Source organism: Streptomyces sudanensis, from assembly GCF_023614315.1.
Lineage (GTDB): Bacteria > Actinomycetota > Actinomycetes > Streptomycetales > Streptomycetaceae > Streptomyces > Streptomyces sudanensis.
On record NZ_CP095474.1, the window covers coordinates 1,082,034 to 1,086,652 of the forward strand.

At 73.9% G+C, this 4,619-nt stretch carries 3 protein-coding genes and 1 pseudogene; 1 reads left to right on the top strand and 3 read right to left on the bottom strand.

What is annotated here, in order from left to right; translation table 11 throughout:
• The 3 genes and pseudogenes from groEL to MW084_RS04835 all read right to left on the bottom strand — a co-directional run.
• Positions 1-1,083 (bottom strand): annotated as a pseudogene (gene groEL / locus MW084_RS04825) (chaperonin GroEL); the annotation flags it as partial.
• 118 nt (positions 1,084-1,201) lie between these two features.
• Positions 1,202-1,510 (bottom strand): co-chaperone GroES, encoded by a 309-nt coding sequence (gene groES, locus MW084_RS04830; protein ID WP_010471835.1) that lies wholly within the window; start codon positions 1,508-1,510, stop codon positions 1,202-1,204.
• A gap of 253 nt (positions 1,511-1,763) precedes the next feature.
• A complete protein-coding gene (locus MW084_RS04835) occupies positions 1,764-2,723 on the bottom strand; it encodes a polysaccharide deacetylase family protein (protein ID WP_010471834.1) in 960 nt (319 codons plus the stop codon).
• Positions 2,724-2,833: 110 nt separating this feature from the next.
• Here MW084_RS04835 and MW084_RS04840 point away from each other — a divergent pair, with 110 nt between their 5' ends.
• Positions 2,834-4,036, top strand: a complete 1,203-nt coding sequence (locus tag MW084_RS04840) for a class I SAM-dependent methyltransferase (protein WP_078571808.1) — start codon at positions 2,834-2,836, stop codon at positions 4,034-4,036.
• Positions 4,037-4,619 lie beyond the last annotated feature (583 nt).

Here is a 4,619-nt window from a genome sequence, read left to right on the forward strand (position 1 = left end):
GTCCCAGTCGGAGTCGGTCGTCTCGATCTCGGCCTTGATCTGCGCGATGCGGCCCTGGACGTCCTCGGAGCGGCCGCCGCCGTCGACGATGGTGGTGTCGTCCTTGGTGACGGTCACGCGGCGGGCGGTGCCCAGCACGTCGAGGCCGACCTGGTCGAGCTTGAGGCCGACCTCCTCGGCGACGACGGTGGCGCCGGTGAGGGCGGCCATGTCGCCGAGCATCGCCTTGCGGCGGTCGCCGAAGCCGGGGGCCTTGACCGCGACGGCGTTGAACGTGCCGCGGATCTTGTTCACCACGAGGGTCGACAGGGCCTCGCCCTCGACGTCCTCGGCGACGATCAGCAGCGGCTTGGAGCCACCGGTCTGGATGATCTTCTCCAGGAGGGGCAGCAGGTCCGCGATGGCGGAGATCTTGCCCTGGTGGATCAGGATGTAGGGGTCGTCGAGGACGGCCTCCATGCGCTCCTGGTCGGTGACCATGTACGGCGACAGGTAGCCCTTGTCGAAGGCCATGCCCTCGGTGAAGTCCAGCTCCAGGCCGAAGGTGTTGGACTCCTCGACGGTGATGACGCCGTCCTTGCCGACCTTGTCCATGGCCTCGGCGATCAGCTCGCCGACCTGCTGGTCCTGGGCGGACAGCGCGGCGACCGCGGCGATGTCGGACTTCTCGTCGATCGGGCGGGCCGTGGCGAGCAGTTCGTCGGAGACGGCCTTGACCGCGGCGTCGATGCCCTTCTTCAGGGCGGCCGGGGAGGCGCCCGCGGCGACGTTGCGCAGACCCTCGCGGACCAGCGCCTGGGCCAGGACGGTGGCGGTGGTGGTGCCGTCGCCCGCGATGTCGTTGGTCTTGGTCGCCACCTCCTTCACCAGCTGGGCGCCGAGGTTCTCGTACGGGTCCTCGACCTCGACCTCGCGGGCGATGGTGACACCGTCGTTGGTGATGGTGGGCGCGCCGAACTTCTTGTCGATGACGACGTTGCGACCCCTGGGGCCGATCGTCACCTTGACGGTGTCGGCAAGCTTGTTGACGCCGCGCTCAAGGGCGCGACGGGCGTCCTCGTCGAACTTCAGGATCTTCGCCATGGGAGCGATTCAGCCCTCTCGGTACTGGGTGGAGAGAGAACGGCGCCCCTCGCCGCCCGACGCACGTGCGGCAGCACAGCAGCGGGGACCAGGGGCGCGGTTCACGGCACGTGGTGGATTACTTCTCGACGATGGCGAGCACGTCGCGGGCCGAGAGGACGAGGTACTCCTCGCCGCTGTACTTCACCTCGGTGCCGCCGTACTTGCTGTAGAGCACGATGTCGCCGGTCTTGACGTCGAGCGGCAGGCGCTCGCCGTTCTCGAAGCGGCCCGGGCCGACGGCCAGGACGACGCCCTCCTGGGGCTTCTCCTTGGCGGTGTCCGGAATGACCAGGCCAGAGGCCGTGGTCTGCTCGGCGTCGAGCGGCTGGACCACGATGCGGTCCTCGAGCGGCTTGATGGCAACCTTGGAGCTGGTGGTCGTCACGATCCGACCTCCCCCTTCGGAGATCTCACGGGGTCAACTGTCTGAGGTGGCGACCAGGTGGATCCGTCGTCGCGGGTGCCGGACCTGCCCGTCGCTGTGTTGGCACTCTCCTGCGGGGAGTGCCAGGGCTGAGACTATGACCGCGGTTAGCACTCGGTCAAGCGGAGTGCCAGTCGCGGGCCGCGCGGCGCGCCCGCACCCGTGCCGACGTGCGGAGGAAGCGGGCCGATCGCCACCGTCGGCGCGTCGCGCCTCACACGTAGTCCTCCAGCCGGGCCACCGCGTACCCGCGCGCCGTGGCGGTGTCCAGGGCCCGGCGGACCATGTCGGCCATGGACCCCTTCCACTCGCCGCGGCCCCGGAAGTGGCTGAGGAGGATGTCGCCGGGGTGCAGGTCGCGGTCCCACTCGCGCCACTCCATGCGGTCCGGGAACACCTCGGCGGACCACAGCGGGACGGCCTTGATGCCGCAGTCCCGCGCGGCGCGCAGCGTGTCGGCGTCGTAGTTGCCGTAGGGCGGGCGGAACAGGGTGGGCCGCTTGCCGTAGCGGCGCTCGATCACGTCCTGCTGGCCGCAGATCTCGCGCTTCTGCTCCGCGTACGACAGCGCGGGCATGTAGGGGTGGGTGAGGGTGTGGTTGTGCAGGGCGACGCCGAGGTCCTGCATCCGCCCGAAGTAGCGGTAGTCCTCCTTGACCACGTAGTCGCTGAGGAAGGCGCTGTACGGGACGCCCAGCTCGGACATCATCCGCAGCAGTTCGGGGTCCTTCTCCGCGCCGTCGTCGATGGTCAGGAACACGACCCGGTGGCGCGTGGGGACGGTGGTGAAGACCGGGGGGAGGCCGGGGCCGGGGTCGTCGACCTCGAAGCCCTTGCGGAAGGTGATCTTCGGCTTCGTCCTCGGCGGGTCCGGCGGGAGGAGCGGCACCCGTTTCAGGCCCCACCGCCGGGCGACGGCCGCGCGGACCGCCTGCGCCCGGCGGAACCGTTCGACGTAGGCGGTCAGCGCCTCGGACCCGGTCCGGGCCTGCGGGGGCCGCTGCACCTGCCCGCCCTGGGCCTGCTGGCCCTGGCGGCCGTGCAGGCCCGCCGCGGTCGCCGCCGCACCGGCGCCGGGCGGGGCGGTGCCCTCCGCGGCGCAGGCCGTCCCCAGGGCGGCGGCGAGCAGGGCCGCCGCCCAGAAACCGGCCCGATTGACCGATGATGGACGCATTTGTCGTACTAGATGCATGGCGCCGCATCCTGTCAGGGCGGCGCCCCGGCGCACGGACGACACCGCCGCCCGGCCGGCACCGTCCCCCGGCCGGCCCACACTGGGCCAGAATGGGACGGGTGACCGATCCCGCCGCCTTCTCCGCGCTCCTCACCGACGAGGGCCGGAGCCTCCTCGCCGACCTGCGCCACTACGACCCCGCGCAGGAGCTGGCCGTCGCCTCCCGGCTGCGCCGGAGCCACCCCGCGGAGCTGGTGTCGGCGGCGCTCGGGCAGGCGCGGCTGCGCCAGCGGGCGGTGGCGAAGTTCGGCGCCGACGACGCGCACCGGATGTTCTTCACGCCGAACGGCGTCGAGCAGTCCACCCGCGCCGCGGTCGCCCGGCACCGCGCGGCGGCCTTCGCCCGGCTCGGCGTGCGGAGCGTCGCGGACCTGTGCTGCGGGATCGGCGGCGACGCGATCGCGCTGGCCCGCGCGGGCATCGCCGTCCTCGCCGTCGACCGCGACCCGCTCGCGGCGGCCGCCGCCCGCGCCAACGCGGCGGCGCTGGGGCTCGCCGACCTGGTCGAGGTGCGCTGCGGCGACGTCGCGGAAGTCGACGTGTCCGGGTACGACGCGGTGTTCGTGGACCCGGCGCGCCGCGGCGGGCGGGGGCGGATCTTCGATCCGGAGGCGTACTCGCCGCCCCTGTCGTGGGCGGTCCGGGCGGCCCGCCGCGCCCCGTACGCGGCGCTGAAGGTGGCGCCGGGCATCCCGCACGAGGCGGTGCCGCCGGACGCCGGGGCGGAGTGGATCTCCGACGGCGGGGACGTGAAGGAGGCCGTGCTGTGGTTCGGCACGGCCCCCGGCTCCGTACGGGCGACCCTGCTGCCCTCCGGCGCCACCCTGGCCGCGTCCGCGACGCCGTCCGCCCCGCCGGTCCGCGGGGTGGGCCGCTACCTGTACGAGCCGGACGGCGCCGTCATCCGGGCGCACCTGGTCGCGGAGGTCGCCGCGCTGCTGGACGGCGGGCTGGTCGACGAGACGATCGCGTACGTCACGGCGGACGGGCTGCGCCCCACGCCGTACGCCGCCGCGTACGAGATCACCGACGCGCTGCCGTTCAACCTGAAGCGGTTGAAGGCGCTGCTGCGGGAGCGGGAGGTGGGCACCCTGACGGTGAAGAAGCGCGGCTCGGCGGTGGAGCCGGAGGAGGTGCGCCGCCGGGTGAAGCCGAAGGGCCCGAACGCGGCGACGGTGTTCCTCACGCGCGTGGCGGGCGCGCCGGCGATGCTGGTCGGCCGGCCCGCCGCGGCGCCGGCGGACCCGGGCTGAGCAGCCGCAGGGCCAGCCGGTAATGGGCGACGGCCTTCGCCGCGCCGGCGAGCCCGGTGATCCACAGCAGGAGGCCCGCGCCGACCCCGTACCCGACCTCGGCGTACGTGGTGGTGCCCGGCCGCGCCGAGGCGGGCACCGCGAGGCAGAGCCACAGCCCCGCCGCGCACAGCGCGAACGACACCAGCAGCCACACCAGGCCGGGGCCGGGCGCCCGGTGCCGGGCGTCGTGCGCGGGGTCGCGGTCCAGGGCGGCCCACCGGACGAGCAGGCGGTACGCCGCCAGGTCCCGCCGCACGCCCGCGACCTGGAAGTACACGGCGGGGACGAACGCCCCGACGCCCAGCCCGGCCAGGGCGAGGGCCAAGGCCGCGCCGAACGGGTCCAGGGCCCCGTCGAACGTCACGAGGGCGGCCCCGAGCAGACCCCAGCCGGCCTCCAGCAGCAGCAGCCACAGCAGGAACACCGCCAGCCGGCCGCCGCCGAGCAGCCGCCCGACCAGCTCGCCCACGGCCCGGTCCCGGTCGGCGAGCAGCGCCTCGCGGTCGGGCCAGGCACGCAGGTGCGGGGGCGGCNGGGGCGG